This is a genomic window from Streptomyces sp. NPDC002309, from assembly GCF_053593375.1.
In genome coordinates this window covers 31,480-45,598 of the sequence record NZ_JBSFCI010000018.1, presented here as the reverse complement: position 1 = coordinate 45,598, position 14,119 = coordinate 31,480, and the positions used below count along the sequence as shown (strand labels likewise).

General features: G+C 71.8%; 17 protein-coding genes. 9 read left to right on the top strand and 8 right to left on the bottom strand.

What is annotated here, in order from left to right:
* Positions 1 to 16: 16 nt before the first annotated feature.
* Complete coding sequence (locus ACWCPM_RS17025) at positions 17 to 1,456, top strand: dihydrolipoyl dehydrogenase family protein (RefSeq protein WP_450976966.1); 1,440 nt, start codon at positions 17 to 19, stop codon at positions 1,454 to 1,456.
* A gap of 76 nt (positions 1,457 to 1,532) precedes the next feature.
* Here the strand turns inward: ACWCPM_RS17025 and ACWCPM_RS17020 are convergent, their stop codons facing one another.
* Together ACWCPM_RS17020 and sigJ are read right to left on the bottom strand one after the other, a co-directional pair.
* Positions 1,533 to 1,991, bottom strand: coding sequence for a carboxymuconolactone decarboxylase family protein (locus ACWCPM_RS17020; protein WP_450976965.1), 459 nt, complete (start codon positions 1,989 to 1,991; stop codon positions 1,533 to 1,535).
* Positions 1,992 to 2,087: 96 nt separating this feature from the next.
* Positions 2,088 to 2,981 carry an RNA polymerase sigma factor SigJ gene (gene sigJ / locus ACWCPM_RS17015; protein WP_450976964.1) on the bottom strand — a complete coding sequence of 298 codons (894 nt, stop codon included), beginning with the start codon at positions 2,979 to 2,981 and terminating at the stop codon, positions 2,088 to 2,090.
* Positions 2,982 to 3,157: 176 nt separating this feature from the next.
* On the opposite strand from sigJ, the gene ACWCPM_RS17010 reads away from it, so the two are divergent.
* The 4 genes from ACWCPM_RS17010 (at position 3,158) to ACWCPM_RS16995 (ending at position 5,552) form a co-directional block, all read left to right on the top strand.
* Positions 3,158 to 3,757 (top strand): sulfite oxidase-like oxidoreductase, encoded by a 600-nt coding sequence (locus ACWCPM_RS17010; RefSeq protein ID WP_450976963.1) that lies wholly within the window; start codon positions 3,158 to 3,160, stop codon positions 3,755 to 3,757.
* Complete coding sequence (locus ACWCPM_RS17005) at positions 3,727 to 4,470, top strand: ferredoxin reductase (protein ID WP_450976962.1); 744 nt, start codon at positions 3,727 to 3,729, stop codon at positions 4,468 to 4,470. The genes ACWCPM_RS17010 and ACWCPM_RS17005 overlap by 31 nt, the downstream gene beginning before the upstream one ends.
* 77 nt (positions 4,471 to 4,547) lie before the next feature.
* On the top strand, positions 4,548 to 4,820 hold the full coding sequence (locus ACWCPM_RS17000) for a DUF6510 family protein (protein WP_450976961.1): 273 nt from the start codon (positions 4,548 to 4,550) through the stop codon (positions 4,818 to 4,820).
* Positions 4,821 to 4,904: 84 nt separating this feature from the next.
* Positions 4,905 to 5,552, top strand: coding sequence for an RraA family protein (locus ACWCPM_RS16995; protein WP_450976960.1), 648 nt, complete (start codon positions 4,905 to 4,907; stop codon positions 5,550 to 5,552).
* A gap of 27 nt (positions 5,553 to 5,579) precedes the next feature.
* On the opposite strand, the gene ACWCPM_RS16990 is transcribed toward ACWCPM_RS16995, so the two are convergent.
* Positions 5,580 to 6,497: an NADP-dependent oxidoreductase gene (locus ACWCPM_RS16990; protein ID WP_450976959.1), complete on the bottom strand. Its 918-nt coding sequence runs from the start codon at positions 6,495 to 6,497 to the stop codon at positions 5,580 to 5,582.
* 355 nt (positions 6,498 to 6,852) lie between these two features.
* Between ACWCPM_RS16990 and ACWCPM_RS16985 the strand changes: the two genes are divergently transcribed.
* Entirely contained in the window at positions 6,853 to 7,326 is a 474-nt protein-coding gene (locus ACWCPM_RS16985) for a VOC family protein (RefSeq protein ID WP_450976958.1), read from the top strand.
* A gap of 94 nt (positions 7,327 to 7,420) precedes the next feature.
* On the opposite strand, the gene ACWCPM_RS16980 is transcribed toward ACWCPM_RS16985, so the two are convergent.
* Positions 7,421 to 7,873, bottom strand: a complete 453-nt coding sequence (locus ACWCPM_RS16980) for a MarR family winged helix-turn-helix transcriptional regulator (RefSeq protein WP_450976957.1) — start codon at positions 7,871 to 7,873, stop codon at positions 7,421 to 7,423.
* Positions 7,874 to 8,014: 141 nt separating this feature from the next.
* Here ACWCPM_RS16980 and ACWCPM_RS16975 point away from each other — a divergent pair, with 141 nt between their 5' ends.
* On the top strand, positions 8,015 to 8,920 hold the full coding sequence (locus ACWCPM_RS16975) for an NmrA family NAD(P)-binding protein (RefSeq protein WP_450976956.1): 906 nt from the start codon (positions 8,015 to 8,017) through the stop codon (positions 8,918 to 8,920).
* Between the two features lie 115 nt (positions 8,921 to 9,035).
* On the opposite strand, the gene msrA is transcribed toward ACWCPM_RS16975, so the two are convergent.
* Complete coding sequence (gene msrA, locus ACWCPM_RS16970) at positions 9,036 to 9,548, bottom strand: peptide-methionine (S)-S-oxide reductase MsrA (RefSeq protein ID WP_450976955.1); 513 nt, start codon at positions 9,546 to 9,548, stop codon at positions 9,036 to 9,038.
* A 237-nt stretch (positions 9,549 to 9,785) separates the two neighbouring features.
* Between msrA and trxB the strand changes: the two genes are divergently transcribed.
* Positions 9,786 to 10,781 (top strand): thioredoxin-disulfide reductase, encoded by a 996-nt coding sequence (gene trxB, locus ACWCPM_RS16965; protein WP_450977055.1) that lies wholly within the window; start codon positions 9,786 to 9,788, stop codon positions 10,779 to 10,781.
* A 151-nt stretch (positions 10,782 to 10,932) separates the two neighbouring features.
* Here trxB and ACWCPM_RS16960 read toward each other — a convergent pair whose 3' ends face one another.
* Positions 10,933 to 11,595 carry a response regulator gene (locus ACWCPM_RS16960; protein ID WP_450976954.1) on the bottom strand — a complete coding sequence of 221 codons (663 nt, stop codon included), beginning with the start codon at positions 11,593 to 11,595 and terminating at the stop codon, positions 10,933 to 10,935.
* On the bottom strand, positions 11,588 to 12,538 hold the full coding sequence (locus tag ACWCPM_RS16955; protein ID WP_450976953.1) for a HAMP domain-containing sensor histidine kinase: 951 nt from the start codon (positions 12,536 to 12,538) through the stop codon (positions 11,588 to 11,590). Before ACWCPM_RS16955 ends, ACWCPM_RS16960 begins: the two co-directional genes overlap by 8 nt.
* Before the next feature lie 235 nt (positions 12,539 to 12,773).
* Between ACWCPM_RS16955 and ACWCPM_RS16950 the strand changes: the two genes are divergently transcribed.
* On the top strand, positions 12,774 to 13,061 hold the full coding sequence (locus tag ACWCPM_RS16950) for a DUF3040 domain-containing protein (protein WP_450976952.1): 288 nt from the start codon (positions 12,774 to 12,776) through the stop codon (positions 13,059 to 13,061).
* A gap of 57 nt (positions 13,062 to 13,118) precedes the next feature.
* Here the strand turns inward: ACWCPM_RS16950 and ACWCPM_RS16945 are convergent, their stop codons facing one another.
* Positions 13,119 to 14,000, bottom strand: coding sequence for an alpha/beta fold hydrolase (locus ACWCPM_RS16945; RefSeq protein ID WP_450976951.1), 882 nt, complete (start codon positions 13,998 to 14,000; stop codon positions 13,119 to 13,121).
* Between the last annotated feature and the right edge of the window lie 119 nt (positions 14,001 to 14,119).

Below are 14,119 nucleotides of genomic sequence, written 5' to 3'. Positions count from 1 at the left end.
AGACGCAGGAGCAGCAGTGGACGACACCTCCCGTACCTACGACGTCGTCGTCATCGGCGCGGGTCCCGTCGGTGAGAACGTGGCCGACCGGACCAAGGCGGCCGGGCTCAGCACAGTGATCGTGGAGAGCGAGCTGCTCGGTGGCGAATGCTCCTACTGGGCGTGCGAGCCCAGCAAGGCGCTGCTGCGCCCGGTGCTGGCGCGTGCGGACGCGCGCCGGGTGCCGGGGCTGAGGAAGCTGGTGGCCGGGCCGCTGGACGTGCCGGCGGTCCTGGCCCACCGCGACGACATCGTCTTCCACTGGCAGGACGAGGACCAGGTCGCGTGGCTGAACTCGGTCTCCGTCGACATCGTGCGCGGTCACGGCCGCCTCGACGGCCCCCGTCAGGTCGTGGTGACCACCACCGACGGCGACACCGTGCGCCTGACCGCGCGGCACGTGGTCGCCGTCTGCACGGGCACCGGTGCCGCGCTGCCGGACCTCCCCGGCCTGGACGAGGTACGGGTGTGGACCAGCCGCGACGCCACCAGCGCCGCCGCCGTACCGGGACGTCTCGTAGTCGTCGGCGGTGGTGTCGTGGCCGTCGAGATGGCCACCGCCTGGCGGGCCCTGGGCGCCGAGGTGACCCAGCTGGTCCGGGGTGAGGTCCTGCTCCCCGGCCGGGAGCCGTTCGCCGGGGAGCTGGTCACGGAGGGGCTGCGCGAGGCGGGAGTGGACGTCCGCTTCGGGACCTCCGTCACGTCCGTGACGCGGCCGGACGGACCGGACGGCGAGGCGCGCATCACCCTGGCCGACGGGGAGCCACTGGTCGCCGACGAGATCCTGTTCGCGATCGGACGGACACCCCGCACGGACGACCTCGGCCTGGAGACCGTCGGTCTCACCCCCGGCGACTGGCTGAGGGCCGACGACACCTGCCGGGTCACCGCCGTCCAGGACGGCTGGCTCTACGCCGTCGGCGACGTCAACCACCGCGCCCTGCTGACCCATCAGGGCAAGTACCAGGCCAGGATCGCGGGTGCCGTGATCGGGGCCCGTGTCCACGGCGAACCGCTCGACGAGACCAAGTGGGGAGCCCATGTCACGACCGCGGACAGCGAGGCCGTTCCCCAGGTGGTGTTCTCCGACCCCGAGGTCGCGCACGTCGGCCGGACCGCGCTGCAGGCGGAACGCGCCGGGCACCGGATCAAGGTGGTGGACAACGACTTCCTGAGCGTGGCCGGCGCCGTCCAGTACGCGGAGGGCTTCCGCGGCAAGGCCCGCATGGTGGTCGACCTGGACCGCGGCACGGTGCTCGGTGTCACCTTCGTGGGACCCGGCGTCGCCGAACTGCTCCAGTCGGCGACCATCGCGGTCGTCGGCGAGGTACCGGTCGAACGGCTGTGGCACGCCGTTCCGCCGTTCCCGACGATCAGCGAGGTGTGGCTGCGCCTGCTGGAGGCGTACCGCGGGTAGAGCCGGTGGCGCGTGCTGCCGGGTCCCGAGGCCGGGGCCCCGGGCAGGTCCCGAGGCCGGGGCCCCGGCTTGGAGGTCAGCCCCGGACGGGGTACCGGCTGGTGACCGCGACGCGGTTGAAGGCGTTCATCACCGTCGCCAGCCACGCCACCGCCGAGACCTGCTCCGCGGTCAGGACGGCCGCGGCGGCCTCGTAGTCCTCGTCACTCACGTGTCCGTCGGCCACGCCCGTGATCGACTCGGTGAGCAGCAGGGCCGCGCGGTCGGTGTCGGAGAAGTAGTCGGTCTCCGCCCACGCGGGCAGTACGGCGATCCGGTCGGGGTTCTCGCCCTTCTTGAGCGAGTCGCGCGTGTGCATGCGCAGGCAGAAGGCACAGCCGTTGATCTGCGAGGTGCGGATCTTCAGCAGCTCGACCAGGAGCGGGTCGAGGCCCGCCGCGGCGGCGGCGCTCTCCGCCTCCGTCGAGAGGGCGAGCAGGGCCTTGTAGGGGGCGGGGTGCTGCTTGCCGATGTTGACGCGCTGGTTGTCGGTCATGGTTCCTTCGCTTCGCTGGGGTGGCCGGTCCCGCGGTACGCACCACGGGCGACGATCTCACCAGGGAGACGAGACAGCCACGCCGGATGTGACGGCTCAGACGAAGGTGAGTTTCTCCGGGTTGAGCACCCGGTGGTACGCCGTGATCAGGCCGCCCGATATGTGCGCCGTGTCGACGGAGTGGACACGGTCCCGCCGGCGGAACACCAGTGCGAGCTCGCCGCCGACCTCGACGAGGTCGATGCGGTCCGGGCGCCCCTGACGTACCAGGCGCACCATCACACCGGCGATCCGCTCACCGCCGTGGATGGGCTTGCGTGCCGCGGCGACCTCGCCCCCGCCGTCGGTGACGAAGACGGCGTCCGGGTGCAGAAGCCTGACCAGACCGGCGAGATCACCGGCCTCGTACGCCGCACGGAACGTCGTGAGCACCCGCTCACGCTCCGCCTTGGACGCCCGTGGCGCGGACTCCTTCGCCCTGGCCACGCGCTGCCGCGCCCGCGAGGCCAGTTGCCGGGCGCCCGGCGCGGAGACGTCGAGCACCTCCGCGATGCGGCCGAACGCGACGCCGAAGACGTCGTGCAGGACGAAGGCCACCCGCTCGGGAGGGCTCAGCTCCTCCATGATCAGAAGCATGGCCGAACCGACCGACTCGTCCACCAGGACGGGCTCGGCGGCGTCCGGGCCCGTCAGCAGCGGCTCCGGAAGCCAGGGCCCGACGTAGGTCTCCCGCCGCACGCGCGCGCTCCGGAGGATGTCGTACGACCGCCGCGCCGCCACCGTCACCAGCCAGGCCCGCAGGTCGTCGACCTCATGGAGATCCGCTCCCGCCGCCCGCAGCCACACGTCCTGCGTCACGTCCTCGGCATCGGCCACGCTGCCCAGCAGCCGGTAGGCGACGCCGAAGACCGCGGGGCGATGCGTCTCCCACTCGGCTCCGAGGAGATCCTCCACACGCTGGGCCCGTCCAGCCGTCCGCCCGTCACCCATGTGATCGCACTTCCTTCTCAGCCGACGCTTCCAGCCTAGCCCTCGGGTCCGACGGCGAAGTCCTGGCCGAGGCCGGGCACGGTGGTCGGCACGCGAGGCGCGTCACCGTGGAGATGCTGCGCCGCGCGATCCCCTGGACAATGGAAGACGCCCACGCAGCAGAATGGGGGCTCGGTATGCCGATCATTTCACCCGGTTTCCACGGGCGAGCGCGCGATGCGCGGCACGAACTGCCTCCCGGGCAGTACGAGACCGCCGACTTCCCCGTCCTGTCCACGGGACCGACCCCCGCGGTGGACCTCGACGCGTGGGAATTCACCATCCGCACGGAGGCGGGCGCACGGCACACCTGGGACTGGACACAGTTCCTGGCGCTGCCGAGCCAGACGCCGACCGTCGACCTGCACTGCGTCACCAAGTGGTCCAAGTTCGGCACACAGTGGCAGGGGGTCTCCCTGGACGTCCTCCTGGAGGACGTGGAGACCGGCGCCGAGTACGCGCTGGTGCACTCCTACGGCGACTACACCACCAACCTGCCGCTGGAGGACCTCCTCGACGGTCAGGCGTGGATCGCCTACCGCTACGACGGCGACGAACTCCCGCCGGAGCACGGCGGCCCCGCCCGGCTGCTGGTCCCGCATCTGTACTTCTGGAAGTCCGCCAAGTGGGTCCGCGGCATCCAGCTGCTCGACGAGGAGGAGCGCGGCTTCTGGGAGAGCGTCGGCTACCACAACTATGGGGACCCATGGCGGGAGCAGCGCTACCAAGGCGACTAGGCGACCGGCTGCCCTGGAGGACGGCCCGGCTGACCGAGCGGCGCGTCGAGTCCGGCGTGGCGCGCACGCTCGCCTTCGAGGTGCCCGGCTGGCCGGGCCATCTGGCCGGGCAGCACGTCGATGTGCGCCTCACGGCGGAGGGCGGCTACAGCACGCAGCGCAGCTACTCGCTGTCCTCGGCACCGGACGGCGAGAGCGTCGAGCTGACCGTTCAGCGCGTCGACGACGGCGAGGTCTCGCCGTATCTGACGGAGGGTCTCCCCGTGGGTGCCGCGCTGGAACTGCGGGGACCGATCGGCGGCTGGTTCGTGTGGCGGCCCGAGCAGACCGAGCCGGTCCTGCTGGTCGCCGGTGGCTCCGGGCTGGCGCCGCTGATGGCGATGATCCGCACACGACGCGCGGTCGGCAGCCGTACGCCCTTCCGGCTGGTCTACTCGGTGCGCAGCCCCGAGTACCAGCTGTTCGCCCCGGAGTTGAGACAGGACGATCCGGGCCTGGACAAGAGCTACCTCTACACCCGCTCCGCCCCGCCCCACTGGAGGCGGCCGCTCGGGCACCTCACGGCCTCGGACCTGTCCGGCGCGGGATGGCCACCGGACTTCGAGGCGACCTGCTACGTCTGCGGTTCCACCGGCTTCGTGGAGAAGGCGGCCGGTCTGCTGGTCGCCCTCGGCCACCATCCGAACCGCATCCGCACGGAGCGCTTCGGCTGATGCCGCGCCGCACCCGGGCACTCATACTGAGAGGTGGAGGCGCGACGGCCGGTACGACGCAAGGGAGATGAGTCCTTATGACCCTGACGCCCGGCTTCCTCGACGGCAATGCCGCCGGCGGGGACCTTCAGGCGCTGTTCGGCACCGACATGACCATGGCCTGGGGACGATGCCGCAACTGCGGAGAGCAGACGATGCTCGCCCGGACGCACGCCTACCTCGACGGTCCGGGGACGGTGCTGCGCTGTCCCGGCTGCGAGGGAGTCCTGCTGCGTCTGGTCCGCTCGCCCTCCGAGACCTGGCTCGACGCCGGAGGACTGGACTACCTCAAGATCCCGACACCCGTGTGACGACGTACGCACGACGCGGCGGAGAGAACCGCGGGCCGACCGCCCGCGGTGGGGGAGGGCCCCGCGTCGGCTTGGGAGACGCTGATGGCAGACAATGCCGACCGCCTGCAGGAACTCGCCTCGCGCGTGCGGACCCCCGACGTCGTCGATGCCATGGGGCGCATGCACCGCCACCGGTGTCACATCGACGGCCTGGTGAGCCCGACGCCGGGCCGGGTCCTGCTGGGGCCCGCGCTGACGATCTCGTTCTTCCCCTCGTGCGAGAAGGCACTTCCGGCCGAGCGGTACACCTTCACCCGGCTGTTCTCCGAGGCCGTCGCGGACGGTGCCGAGGGGCGGGTGCTCGTCCTGGCCGGCAACGGGCATCCCGATGTGTCGCTCGGCGGCGGATCGAAGCTCGCGCTGGTGGCCGCACACGGTCTCGCGGGCGTCCTGGCGGACGGCCGGCTGCGGGACTTCGTCGAGATCGCGACCCACGACTTCGCCGTCTACTGCCGGGGACAGTCGGCGAAATGGGGCGGTGACGTGGTGACGCCGTACGAGGTCAACCGACCGGTGGTCGTGTCCGGCGTGCCGGTCCGTCCGGGCGACCACGTGTTCGCGGACCGCTCCGGCGCGGTCGTCGTCCCCGCCGCGCAGGTCGTCGAGGTGTTCGAGGAGGCCGGCCGCGTCGCCCGCACCGAGGAAGCGTTCGTCGGGGGCGTGGAACAGGACGATCCCGCTCCCCCCTGATGCGCGGCCCCCGCGCGTCCGCGTGGCTCACGCGACCTGGATGACGGTCTTGCCGACCGTTCCCTTCTTCGAGCGGAACGCCTCGGGTGCTCGGTCCAAGGGGTGAACGGCACCGACCAGCGGACGGAGCCGACCCTCCCGGTACCTGCGAAGGACCTCCAGGAGGTGACCGCGGTCGGGTTCGACGATGAAGTAGAGCGCCCGGCCGTCCTCGGGCCGCACGTTCGGGGGCCGGGCGATGCTCACGAGCGTGCCGCCGGGGGTGACCACGGCGGCCGAGCGGTCCAGCACCTCGCCGCCCAGGCCGTCGAAGACGAGGTCGACATGGCCTACCGCCGCCTCCCACCCCGGCCGTTCGAGGTCGACGAACTGCTCGGCGCCGAGTTCGAGGACCCGGTCCCGGCCGCTCGCGCGCCCCGACCCGATCACGCGCGCCCCGGCGTCCCGGGCCAGCTGCGTCGCCGCCATCCCCACGCCTCCGCCCGCGCCGTGCACCAGCACGCTCTGGCCCGCCTCCAGTCGCCCGTGGACGAACAGGCCCTGCCAGGCGGTGAGTCCCGGCATCGGCAGCGCCGCCGCCTCCACGTGATCGATCCCGGCGGGGAGCGGGGCCAGATTCCGGGCCTCCACCGCCACGTACTCCGCGAGGGAGCCGTCCCGGTTCCAGTCGGTCAGCCCGAAGACCCGCTGCCCGACCGAGAGCCCGGTGGTGCCGACCGCGACCTCGGCGACCTCGCCCGAGACCTCGTGCCCCGGGACGACGGGCGCACGGTCCCTGCCGCTGCGGTCGACCCAGGAGGCCGGCCAGGTCAGCTCGTCAGGCGTGAACGAGGCCGCGCGCACCCGCACGACGACGTCACCCTCGCCCACATACGGGTACGGCGCCTCTTCCACGACCAGACCGTCCACTGCCCTGTCCCGATCGTGGCTCCGTACGGCCTTCATGGCCGCTCCTTCCGGTCGGGGAGGCCCCCTCCCGTCCAGCATGACGGCGAGCCGCACACGGGGCGATTCGGGCGCACGAGTGGCCGTCGACGGTGCCGGCCGTTGCGATTGTTTGCGAAGCGATACATGCCGTGGCGTGAGGTTGTGCGCCTTCACGTCACGTCGGCAGCGTAAAACAGCAGGTAGATGCCCCGTTGTCAATCGCCTCCGGCCACCTTCCCGCTGCCCCTGCCGTCTTCTTTGCCATCTCCTTGCCTTTGAGTAAATGAGCGCATATGCTCCTAAGTGTTCGAGTCGTCGGCTGTGCCGACGGCTTCTCACCATGCGACTCCCGCAAGAAAGCAAGGACATTCCCGTGGATCTCAAGCTCGAACTTCTTGTGCTGCCCGTCTCCGACGTCGACCGCGCCAAGGCCTTCTACGAGGCGGCGGGCTTCCGTCTGGACCTGGAGAAGGCCGTCAGCGCGGACTGGCACGTCGCACACTTCACGCCGCCGGGCTCGGAGTGCTCGATCCTGATCGGCAAGGGCATCAGCGCCGCCGCGCCGGGCTCGGCCCAGGGTCTCTACCTGATCGTCGCCGACATCCAGGAAGCCCGCGCGGAGCTCGTGGCCCGGGGCATCGAGGTGAGCGAGGTCTTCCACGACGCGAAGGGCATCATCTACCACGGCCACGCCGGCGGGGACGTCGTCCACGACGGTGCGGGCCAGGAGCGGCTGGCCGGTCCGCACCCCGACCGTGCCTCCTACGGCTCCTTCGCCACGTTCAGCGACCCGGACGGCAACGGCTGGGTGCTCCAGGAGGTCTCGCAGCGCGCCCCCGGCCGCTGACCGGCCGGCCGGACCTGACGGACGTCACCGGACCGCCGGGCGCGGAGAGAACTCCGCGCCCGGCGGTCCGCCCGCATGCGTGCCGCCGGCCCCGCTACTCCGCCCAGGGGTGGAGGCCGGTGTGCAGCACGGCATCCAGGGTCGCGCGCAGCAGGGCGGCCTGCTCGGCGCCGAAGGCGCCCTCGAACTGGTCCTGCACGGACTGCCAGTGCGGCAGCGCCGCCTTCAGACGGGAACGTCCGTCCGAGGTGATCGTGACGATCCGCGCGCGACGGTCCGAGGCCGACGGCTCGACGGTGACCAGGCCCTCCCGTGCGAGCGGCTTGAGGTTCGAGGCCATCGTCGTACGGTCCATGGCGATCATCTCGGCGAGGGCGGAGATGGTCGCCTCGCCGTGCACGCTCAGCTTCTGCAGAATGCTCAGCTGCGTGCCGCGCAGCCCGACGGGGGCCAGGGCCTTGTCGTAGGTCGCGCCGATGTAGCGGGCCGCCTTGCGCAGGGCCAGGTTGTTGCAGGGATCGACGGACTTCGCCGGCGCAGGGGTCATGAGTTCCTCCAGGGCTTCCCCCTCCACAGTAAGAGCACATGCTCCTAAACGCCAAGGCGCTTCCGGCGTACCCCGGACGCCGTACACCCGCACGCGCGTGTGGCCAGGCGCCGGCACGGCACATCAGGGGAAGATCGCTCCATGGCGACCAGCAATCTCGTACTCATCGCACACACCGGTGGCGTGGGCCGTACGGTCCTGGAGAATCTGCGGGCCCAGGGCGTTCCGGTGCGCGCCATGGTCCGCCGCGAGGACGAGCGCGCGGACGAGCTGCGTGCGCTCGGCGCGGAGATCGTCGTAGGGGATCTGACCCGGCCCGAGAAGGTCGCGGCCGCGCTGGAGGGCGTCGCACGCATGTACTTCGCGATGCCCGTGTCGCCGGATCATCTGCTGGCGGCGACCGTGGTGGCCGACGTCGCCCGCGAGTACGGCCGGCTGGACGGACTGGTCGGCATGTCGCAGATGACCGTGTCGCAGATGACGGCCACCAGCACCTCCGAATCGGCTCAGCAGCGGTTGCACTGGCTGGCCGAGCGGGTGTTCGACTGGTCCGGCCTTCCGGTGGTGCACATCCGGCCGACGGCCTTCCTGGACAACCCGCTGTTCACCGTGCTGCCGGCACGGTCGATCCGCGAGAACGGCACCCTCGTGCTGCCCTTCGGCACCGGGCGCACCTCGCCGATCGCGGTGGCCGACGTCGCCCGGGTCGTCTCCACCGTGCTCCGCGAGCCCGCCGCGCACATCGGCCAGGTCTACGAACTGACCGGGCCCCGCTCCATGGACATGACCGGCATGGCGGAGGAGTTCTCCAAGGCCCTCGGGCGCCCGGTGTCCTACGTCGACATGCCGCTGGACCAGTGGCGGGCCGAGGTGCTCGCCAAGGTGGGCCTGCCTCCCCACACCGAGCAGCACATCCTCACGATGGCCAGACTGCACCGCGAGAACCGCTACGACCGGGCCACCCGCGACGTCGAACGTGTCACGGGCATCCCCGCCCAGTCGGTCGAGGTGTTCGTCGCCGCACGCAGGGACTTCTACCTGGGCTAGCCGGCCGGCGCCGCGTCAGTCAGGGTTTGCCCGTGAGGAGCAGACCGGACCGGGGTGCCCGCCGGCCCGGGCGTGCCGGACCGGCGGCACGACGCGCCGGCGCGGGCACCTCACATCAGTCCTTCGCGCGGGCGGGGAGCCGCCAGCCCGGGCGGACGAAGTGGCAGGTGTATCCCTCGGGATAGCGCTCCAGGTAGTCCTGGTGCTCGGGCTCGGCCTCCCAGAAGGGGCCGACGGGCTCCACCTCCGTCACGACCTTGCCCGGCCACAGGCCGGAGGCGTCCACATCGGCGATCGTGTCCTCGGCCGTCTCCTTCTGCTCGGGGTCCACGTAGTAGATCGCCGAGCGGTAGCTGAGGCCGATGTCGTTGCCCTGCCGGTTCTTCGTCGTGGGGTCGTGGATCTGGAAGAAGAACTCCAGGAGCGCGCGGAAGTCGGTCTGACCGGGATCGTAGGTGATCTCGATCGCCTCCGCGTGCGTGCCGTGGTTGCGGTACGTGGCGTCGGGCACGTCACCGCCCGTGTAACCGACACGGGTCGACAGCACGCCGGGCTGCCGCCGCACCAGGTCCTGCATGCCCCAGAAGCACCCTCCTGCGAGAACGGCCCTCTGCGCCTGTCCAGTCATCTCTGTCCTCCGCGTTGTCGTCGCTGGTTGGCTACGCCTCAGCCCCAGCGTACGGCGACGGTGCAAGGCGGATCCGGGCCGGTCGGGCGTGCCCGCGCAGGGGTCCCCGCCGACAGGATGCGGACGTCCGGGCGCGAGTGCATGGTGGAGTCGTCCGCGGCCGGGACCATGCCCGACTTCCCCAGACGACGGCGGGCTGGTCCCGTCCTCCTCCCCAGGACCTGGTAGGTGATCAAGGTGGATGAGACCGTCCGGCAAGTGATCGTGGTCGGCTCCGGTCCGGCCGGCTACACCGCCGCGCTCTACGCCGCCCGCGCACTGCTGCGCCCGCTGGTGTTCGAGGGTTCCGTCTCCGCGGGCGGCGCGCTCATGAACACCACCGACGTCGAGAACTACCCGGGGTTCCCCGAGGCGGTACTGGGCCCGGAGCTGATGGACAGGATGAGAACGCAGGCGGAGCGGTTCGGAGCGGAGCTGATCCCCGACGACATCGTGGAGGCCCGGCTCGACCAGGACGTCAAGGAGGTCGTCGACAGCGCGGGGAACACCCACCGTGCCAGGGCGATCATTCTCGCCACCGGGTCCGGCTACCGGGAACTGGGGCTCGCCAACGAGAAGCGGCTGTCCGGGCGCGGCGTGAGCTGGTGCGCCACCTGTGACGGCTTCTTCTACCGTGACCAGGACGTCGTGGTCGTGGGGGGCGGCGATTCCGCGCTGGAGGAGGCGAACTTCCTCACGAAGTTCGCGCGCACCGTCACCGTGGTGCACCGCCGTGACCGGCTCCGCGCCTCGAAGATCATGCAGGAGCGGACGCACCGCAATGAGAAGATCCGCTTCCTGTGGAACCACGAGGTGACCGACGTCCTGGGCGAGGAGAAGGTCACCGGGGTGCGTGCCCGTGAGGTGGACACGGGCCGGGAGACCGACCTCCCGGTGACCGGCGTGTTCATCGCCATCGGACACGATCCGCGTGTCGAACTGGTCAGGGACCAGCTGTCCCTGGACCACGCCGGCTATGTCGCCGTGGAAGGCCGGTCCACGCGCACCAACCTCAACGGTGTGTTCGCCTGCGGTGACGTCGTCGACCACGACTACCGGCAGGCGGTCACCGCCGCCGGTACCGGCTGCGCGGCGGCTCTGGACGCCGAGCGGTACCTCACCGCGCTGGACGACTGCATGAGCCCGGAGGAGGCCCGCCTGGAGGCGGTGGTGGTGGCCGAACTCGCCCACTGACCCACGGCTTCGCGACTCAGCGGGACGGCGTGGCGGACCGGTACCCGCCGGGCCGCTGGGTGCCGCCCACCCGCGAATCCAGGGCCGAGGCGCTGAGGTCAGCCGTGGGGGCCGTGCGCCGGACGCGGCCGTCAGGGGTGACCCCGCACGGTCAAGGCTCGATCAGGCCGACGCGGATCGCGTACCGGGTCAGCTCCAGGCGGTCCTTCAGGCCGAGCTTCTGCAACAGGTTGGCGCGGTGGCGTTCCACGGTCTTGGGGCTGATGACCAGCAGGTCGGCGATCTCCTGGGAGGTGTGGCCCTCGGCCACGAGTTTGAGGATCTCCTCCTCGCGGTGCGTGATCGCCTTGGCGGGCAGCGCGCGGCCCTCCCGGAGACGGCCCAGGTAGTCGCGGATCAGGGCGTTGACGGCGCCGGGGTAGAGGAAGGACTCACCGCGCATCGTCGCGCGGCACGCCTCGACGAGGTCCCGGTCGGCGACGGACTTCAGGACGTAGCCGGACGCGCCCACGGCGAGCGCTTCGAAGAAGAACTGCTCGTTGTCGTACATGGTCAGGATGAGGATGCGCAGATGCGGCTGGATGCGGTTCAGCTCGCGGGCGGCCTGCAGCCCGGTCAGGCGGGGCATGGCGATGTCGAGGATGGCCAGGTCCGGGTGGTGGACACGGGCCAGTTCCACGGCTTCGGCGCCGTTGTCGGCCTCGGCCACGACGGTCAGGTCGGGTTCGCCGTCGAGGATGAGGCGGACCCCGCGCCGGACCAGGGCGTGGTCGTCGGCGAGCAGGATGCGGGTGGGGGCGGCTGCTTCAGGCATGGTCAGGGTTCCGGTCGGGGACGGTGAGGCGTACGTCGGTGCCGCCGCCTGGGCACGGCCCGAGGGAGAGCCGGGCGCCGACGAGCAGGGCGCGTTCGCGCATGCCGCGGATGCCGGCGCCTTCGGGCGCGTCGCCGATGCCCCGGCCGTCGTCGTGGATGCGCAGCTCCACGCCCGCGGCGGTGCGCCGGAGAGTCAGCTCGGCGTGGCGGGCCCGCGCGTGGCGGGCGGTGTTGGTCAGTCCTTCCTGGGCGACGCGGTACAGCACGAGTTCGGTGTCGTGCCGCAGCGGCGGCAGGTCCGTGCCGAGGTGGTGTGCGACGGACAGCCCGGGATGGGTGAACTCGGTCGTGAGGGCCTTCAGGGCGGCGGTCAGACCGAGTTCGTCCAGGACTCCGGGGCGCAGTCGGCGTGCGATGCGCCGGATCTCCTCCAGGCTGCCCCGGGTGGTCTCCTGCACCTGGCGCAGCTCCTCGCGCACGGCCGGCGGGGCGGCGCCCGCGACGCGTTGGAGTTCGAGCAGTACGGCGGTGAGCGTCTGGCCCACCTCGTCGTGGAGCTCCTGGGAGACGCGGTGGCGTTCGGCCTCCTGCGCGGACAGGGCGCGGGCGCTGCTGGTGGCGCGCTCCTCCTCCAGGCGGTCGAGCATGGTGTTGAACGCCGTGATCAGCTCCGCGATCTCCCCGTGGCCGCTCACGGCCGGACGCCGGCCAGGGCGCAACAGGTCGGTGGTGGTCATGGCGCGGGTGAGGCGTTCCAGCGGGGCCAGCCCGACGCGCAGCAGGAGGGCGTTGGCGACGAGCATGGCGGCCAGACCTGCGGTGAGGACCGCCGCCTCGGTGAGCAGGACCGGCGTGGAGACGGTCACCGGGCCCAGCAGCAGGGCCGTGGCCGCGAGGAGCACCACGGCGTTCAACAGGAAGATCCGCCAGTACAGGGGCACCGCGTATCGCCTCCTCGACCTGGTTCCGGCTGCCCGCCATGCTTCATCGTCGGCGTTGGCCCGACCGTGCGCCATCCGTGGCGACACCCACCTGCCGAGGAGCCAGGGGCCGCGCCGGCGGTCCTCATGGGTGCCCGCCGCCGGAAGGGATGGGGGCTGGGGCCGATGGCGGGCAGGCGTCCCGGGGCGCGAGCCTGGAGCCCTGGAGAGGACCGCGAGCCCGGGAGGAGGCGTCATGGCGCAGTCCGACGGCGAACGTCCGGTCGTCCTCGCGGCACGGTCCGAGCGCGACGATTCGCGATTCACCCGCGTCCTGGGAGCCGGCCGTCCCGTCCGCCCCCGCGAGTACCGTCACACAGGGGCCTGGTGGACCCTCGGCGTCGCCCTGGCCCTCCTGGCGGCCGGCATCGTCGTCGCCGACGGACCGCTGATCGCCATCGGACTGATCCTGGCCGGCATCGGCGCCCAGCTGCGCGAACCCCACCGCGCCCGTCCGGGACGAGGCGGTCGGCAGGCCCGCTGAGCGCGCGCCCGTTCCCCGGCCGGCCTCACCCCGGCACGCGGACCGGAGCGGCGCCCGTCACGGTCGGGCGGACCGCGCCGTGAGCTCCGCGACCTCGCTCAGGACGCGGGCCGCGGGTGCCGGGTGGATCAGCCACCTCAGGTGGCTTCCCGCGAGGGTGCGGACGTCGTAGGGGTTGTCCGGGGTCAGCGCGTCGCCCTCGCGGATCAGGCGGTCCTGAAGGGCGAGCGGCAGACTCGCGTCGTCGGTCAGGCGCACGTACGTCTTCGGGACGCGGCCCCAGGTGGCCGCCCGCGCCCGGTCGTCGGACGTGCCGACGTCGAGGTTCTCGTCGGGCTGGAAGGTGTTGAGGAACGTCAGGAACTCCTCGTCGGTGCCGTCGGCGAGGAAGGCCGCCTTGAACGCGGCGAGGGCGTTCGGGTCGGAGGTGCGGAAGTTGACGCGCAGCAGGCCCAGTTCCGCCGGGTTCCCGGCCATCGCCAGGCCCAGTGAAGCGGCGTCGACCGTGGCCATCTCCGGCTCGGCGTAGTAGTCGCCCACCGCCAGGTCGACGGGGCACCACGCCGCGACGTAGACGATGCGGTCGATCAGGTCCGGCCGGGCGTTGGCCGCGGCGGTGGCGGTGACACCGCCCCGGCTGTGCGACACGAGGATCACCGGACCGTTGTCCTTGGCCCGTTCCAGGATGCCGATCAGGTGCGCGGCGTTGTCGGCGAGCGTGACGCCCTTGATCGGTCCGGGAGCGGTGGCGAGGTCCTCGAGGTCCTGCGGCGCCTGGTAGGCGCGCGGGTAGCCGGCCCCGAAGCCGTGGCCGGGGAGGTCCACGGCGACGCAACGGTGCCCGAGCAGGCCCAGCTCGGCCTGGAGCGGCGCGAAGGAGAAGGAGTTCGCGAAGGCTCCGTGAACCAGGACGAAGGTCGGCTGCATCTGTGAACTCACTCTCTGCCCCTGGATGTTTCCCGGGGACCCTAGACACCGAAAGATCACCGGCGCAACTGCCGGGGCCCGCGGTTCGCGCTCCGGCGCCCCCGAGGCGGTGCCGCCCGCGGCCGCTTCCT

Coding starts and splice junctions, on each gene's coding strand:
- ACWCPM_RS16995 (WP_450976960.1), top strand. CDS start 4,905: ATGGCAGACAATGCCGACCGCCTGCAGGAACTCGCCTCGCGCGTGCGG.
- ACWCPM_RS17005 (WP_450976962.1), top strand. CDS start 3,727: ATGGCGGGAGCAGCGCTACCAAGGCGACTAGGCGACCGGCTGCCCTGG.
- ACWCPM_RS16950 (WP_450976952.1), top strand. CDS start 12,774: ATGGCGCAGTCCGACGGCGAACGTCCGGTCGTCCTCGCGGCACGGTCC.
- sigJ (WP_450976964.1), bottom strand. CDS start 2,981: ATGGGTGACGGGCGGACGGCTGGACGGGCCCAGCGTGTGGAGGATCTC.
- ACWCPM_RS17000 (WP_450976961.1), top strand. CDS start 4,548: ATGACCCTGACGCCCGGCTTCCTCGACGGCAATGCCGCCGGCGGGGAC.
- ACWCPM_RS16990 (WP_450976959.1), bottom strand. CDS start 6,497: ATGAAGGCCGTACGGAGCCACGATCGGGACAGGGCAGTGGACGGTCTG.
- ACWCPM_RS17020 (WP_450976965.1), bottom strand. CDS start 1,991: ATGACCGACAACCAGCGCGTCAACATCGGCAAGCAGCACCCCGCCCCC.
- ACWCPM_RS16960 (WP_450976954.1), bottom strand. CDS start 11,595: ATGCCTGAAGCAGCCGCCCCCACCCGCATCCTGCTCGCCGACGACCAC.
- msrA (WP_450976955.1), bottom strand. CDS start 9,548: ATGACTGGACAGGCGCAGAGGGCCGTTCTCGCAGGAGGGTGCTTCTGG.
- ACWCPM_RS17010 (WP_450976963.1), top strand. CDS start 3,158: ATGCCGATCATTTCACCCGGTTTCCACGGGCGAGCGCGCGATGCGCGG.
- ACWCPM_RS16975 (WP_450976956.1), top strand. CDS start 8,015: ATGGCGACCAGCAATCTCGTACTCATCGCACACACCGGTGGCGTGGGC.
- ACWCPM_RS16980 (WP_450976957.1), bottom strand. CDS start 7,873: ATGACCCCTGCGCCGGCGAAGTCCGTCGATCCCTGCAACAACCTGGCC.